The following is a 3,580-nucleotide window of genomic DNA, read 5'->3' as shown; positions in this document are numbered from 1 at the left end:
CGACAAGCCCGGGCAGCATGGTGGGGATCAGCGCTAGGTTCGAACCGCAAGCGTGAGTGAGAGCAGGCCCCGCCGCAAGGCGGGGCTTTTTTCCTGCTGTTCTTCTTGCTGTTTCTTCTTGGCGCGCGGGCCTTTGTCCGGGGCAGTTAAGGTAAACAGACGGTTTAAATTGCCGCTCGACCTTGAGCGGAGTTAGCTCCCGGCAACGTCGCGGCGCGTTTTCGCAAAGTCGCGGTACTCGAGCGGGAAGCGGCAATGCCCAAAAACTGGCGGGTCAGTTCGTTCAACGGCGTGGTGTTGGCGGCCTACTTCATACCGGCCTGGACCCTCGTCGCCTACGGCATCATGATGGCGCCGGTGCACGGCCTCTATGAACGTCCGAGCGTCGCGGTGGCGCTGTTCATCAGCGATCACCTGCAGATGTCGGGCATGAGCACGGTGCGCGTCGCCTGGCTGCTCGCGCTCGGCCGGATCACCGTGGCGGCGTTCTTCGCGATCTTTCTCGCCCTGCTGTGCATCCCCAGGACCCGCAAGACCGGCGCCTGCGAGGAGGCGCTCGGCATCGCGCTCCTGATCGGCAGCCTGATCTCCTTCGCCAGCATGATGATGGCCTCGAAGGTCGGCGAGACGGCTGCGCTGAAGCTGCACGCGACCGAGCTGTTGATGATGCTCAGCGCCGTGATCGTGCTGGCGATCGAGCGTCCCGCGTCAAAGCCCGTGGCCGATACGGCCGAGACGCCCGCGCTCGACCAGACGCAACTTCTGCACAATACCTAGAGGCTCGCTCCCCGTCATTGCCGTGACGGTGCGGCGGCCGGCTAACGCTGCGTCAAAAATCCCACCACTGCGTCGGTGAAGGCGTGCGGCTGCTCGATATTCGAGATGTGGGCGGCATCCAGGATGGTCATGCTGGCGCCGGGAATCCGTGAGCGGATGAATTCGCCCGCCGAGATCGGCGTCGAGGTGTCGTGGCGGCCCGAGATTACCAGCGTCGGGCTCTTGATCTTCGGTAGCAGTTCGCGCTGGTCGAGCGTGCTCAGCGCCTCGCAGCAGGCGAGATAGCCCTCGACGGGGGTGGCGAGCAGCATCGCCTTCAGGCGGGCGGCGACCTGCGGCTCACGCTCCCGAAAATCAGCCGTCAGCCACGCCGCGATCACGGTGTCGGCGATGGCGGCGATCCCGCCCTCTTTCACCGCCTTGATCCGGTTCAGCCAGTTGGTCGGATCCGGATAGTGGCAGGCAGTGTTGGCCAGGATGATCTTGCCGAGTCGCTCCGGCGCGCGGGCGCCGAGCCACTGGCCGACCATGCCGCCCATCGAGAGCCCGCACCAATGCACCTTCTCGATGTTGAGGTCGTCGAGGATCGCGAGCACGTCGCGGCCGAAGCGCTCCATCGAGTAGGGGCCGGGGGCGACGGTCGACTTGCCGTGGCCGCGGCGGTCGTAGCGGATGACGCGGAACACCTGCGTCAGCGCCTTCATCTGCGGCTCCCACATTTGCAGCGTTGCGCCGAGCGAGTTGGACAGCATCAGGGTCGGGCCGCCGTCGCGGCCCTCGACGGAGACATTGAGCAGGCAGCCGTCGGCGTCGATCATGGGCATGGCATGTCCCCTCGTCAGGCGCGGGCAGTCGCGCGCAGCCATCCAGGATGGCGAATCATCCGGGATGATGGATTGCCGCTTCAGGCCGGGCAATGACCCCGGAGCGGTCGCTGCTCACAACGTTGCGGGGCGAAAGATTCGCGCCCCGGACGCCCCAAAGTGCTCGCCCAATCTTTTTGCGGGTGCGAATATGCATTGCACGTGCTCACGCGCCGCCCTTCCTTTTGCACGGCTCGTGCGTTAGTTGAGCAACTCACGAAGAAAGCGATAGCGGGAGGCGCCCCATGGCCATGACGATGAACGGCGAAGTCCAGCTTGCGGCCTCGCGCGAGGCGGTCTGGGCCAAGCTCAACGATCCCGAGGTGTTGAAGACCTGCATCCCCGGCTGCGAGGAGCTGGAGAAGACCGATGACGGCGGTTTTCGCGCGGTGGCCAAGATGAAGGTCGGCCCGGTGTCGGCCCGCTTCAAGGGCAAGGTCATGCTGAGCGATCTCGACCCGCCGAACGGCTACAAGATCTCGGGCGAAGGCGAGGGCGGGGTGGCCGGCTTCGCCAAGGGCGGCGCGACCGTAAAGCTGTCCGAGCAGGACGGCGGCACGCTGTTGTCCTATGACGTCGAGGCGCAGATCGGCGGCAAGCTGGCGCAGCTCGGCCAGCGCCTGATCAACGGCACCGCCAAGAAGCTCGCCGACGATTTTTTCGCGAATTTCGCCAAGGCGGTACAGGGCTAGCGCCGTCTGCGCCTTTGGTCGTGGCGGCCGCCATGCCGGGCTATGTTGCCCGGAACCGCAAGGGCCCATATGATGGGCCGGAATAACGATAAGAACCGCTTCGCCGGACACGGCGGGGCGCCGACAGAGAGTCCTGATGGCCAAAATCTCCCTCATCGTGAACGGCAATCCCGTAACCGCCAATGTCGACCCCCGTACCCTGCTGGTGCAGTTCCTGCGCGAGCATCTGCGGCTGACCGGGACCCATGTCGGCTGCGACACCTCGCAATGCGGCGCCTGCGTCGTCCATCTCGACGGCAAGGCGGTCAAATCCTGCACCACGCTTACGGTGATGGCCGACGGCCACGAGGTCAGAACCATCGAGGGGCTGGCGGCCGACGGCGCGCCGCTGCATCCGATGCAGGAGGCGTTCCGCGAGCACCACGGCCTGCAGTGCGGCTTCTGCACGCCCGGCATGATCATGACCGCGATCGACATCGTCCATCGCAAGGGCCATGAGCTCGACGACCGCACCATCCGCGAGGAGCTGGAAGGCAATCTCTGCCGCTGCACCGGCTACCAGAACATCGTCGCCTCGATCGCCGCCGGTGCGAAGGCGATGGCGAAGTCCGACCTCGCATAACCGATACCCGCGCGCCGCGATCAGGAAGTCCACATGTACGAATTCAAATATCATCGTCCTGCGACCGTGCGGCAGGCGGCCAATCTCCTGGTGAAGAACGAGGACGCCAAGGTGATCGCCGGCGGCCACACGCTGATCCCGGTCATGAAGCAGCGTCTGGCGAGCCCGCCGCATCTGGTCGACCTCTCCCATATCGAGGGGCTCGACGCGATCGAGATGAAGGGCCGCTCGCTGGTGATCGGCGCCACCGCAAAGCATGCCGACGTCGCGAGCTCGGCCATCGTGGGCGAGGCGATCCCGGCGCTCGCCGCTCTCGCCGGCCAGATCGGCGATCCGGCCGTGCGTCACAAGGGCACGATCGGCGGCTCGCTCGCCAACAACGATCCGACCGCGGATTATCCGGCCGCGGTGCTCGCGCTCGGCGCCACCATCGTCACCAACAAGCGCCGCCTCAAGGCCGAGGAGTATTTCCAGGGCTTGTTCACCACCGCGCTGGAGAGCGACGAGATCATCACCAGGGTGATGTTCCCGCTGCCGAAGAAGGCGGCCTACATCAAGTTCCGCAACCAGGCCTCGCGCTACGCGCTGGTCGGCGTGTTCGTGGCCCGGCGCCCCTCCGACGTGCG

General features: G+C 65.7%; 5 protein-coding genes. 4 read left to right on the top strand and 1 reads right to left on the bottom strand.

The features are described from left to right. The first annotated feature begins 255 nt into the window (after positions 1-255). Positions 256-777 carry a hypothetical protein gene (locus KGM94_RS24280; RefSeq protein WP_300264982.1) on the top strand — a complete coding sequence of 174 codons (522 nt, stop codon included), beginning with the start codon at positions 256-258 and terminating at the stop codon, positions 775-777. 41 nt (positions 778-818) lie between these two features. Here the strand turns inward: KGM94_RS24280 and pcaD are convergent, their stop codons facing one another. Then, positions 819-1,601 carry a 3-oxoadipate enol-lactonase gene (gene pcaD, locus KGM94_RS24275; RefSeq protein WP_300264980.1) on the bottom strand — a complete coding sequence of 261 codons (783 nt, stop codon included), beginning with the start codon at positions 1,599-1,601 and terminating at the stop codon, positions 819-821. Positions 1,602-1,885: 284 nt separating this feature from the next. Here pcaD and KGM94_RS24270 point away from each other — a divergent pair, with 284 nt between their 5' ends. The 3 genes from KGM94_RS24270 to KGM94_RS24260 form a co-directional block, all read left to right on the top strand. Continuing rightward, complete coding sequence (locus KGM94_RS24270; protein ID WP_300264977.1) at positions 1,886-2,332, top strand: carbon monoxide dehydrogenase subunit G; 447 nt, start codon at positions 1,886-1,888, stop codon at positions 2,330-2,332. 136 nt (positions 2,333-2,468) lie between these two features. Further along, positions 2,469-2,954: a (2Fe-2S)-binding protein gene (locus KGM94_RS24265; protein WP_300264974.1), complete on the top strand. Its 486-nt coding sequence runs from the start codon at positions 2,469-2,471 to the stop codon at positions 2,952-2,954. A 33-nt stretch (positions 2,955-2,987) separates the two neighbouring features. Next, positions 2,988-3,580 (top strand): FAD binding domain-containing protein (locus tag KGM94_RS24260; protein ID WP_300264971.1); only part of this gene is annotated, 593 nt, incomplete at its 3' end.

Source organism: Bradyrhizobium sp., from assembly GCF_028868675.1.
Lineage (GTDB): Bacteria > Pseudomonadota > Alphaproteobacteria > Rhizobiales > Xanthobacteraceae > Bradyrhizobium.
Note: the sequence above shows the minus strand (reverse complement) of the source record. Positions and strands in the feature narration are given on the sequence as shown.

Bases quoted from the DNA above. Each gene is read 5' to 3' on its own strand.
- KGM94_RS24280 (WP_300264982.1), top strand. From the start codon at position 256: ATGCCCAAAAACTGGCGGGTCAGTTCGTTCAACGGCGTGGTGTTGGCG.
- pcaD (WP_300264980.1), bottom strand. From the start codon at position 1,601: ATGCCCATGATCGACGCCGACGGCTGCCTGCTCAATGTCTCCGTCGAG.
- KGM94_RS24270 (WP_300264977.1), top strand. From the start codon at position 1,886: ATGGCCATGACGATGAACGGCGAAGTCCAGCTTGCGGCCTCGCGCGAG.
- KGM94_RS24265 (WP_300264974.1), top strand. From the start codon at position 2,469: ATGGCCAAAATCTCCCTCATCGTGAACGGCAATCCCGTAACCGCCAAT.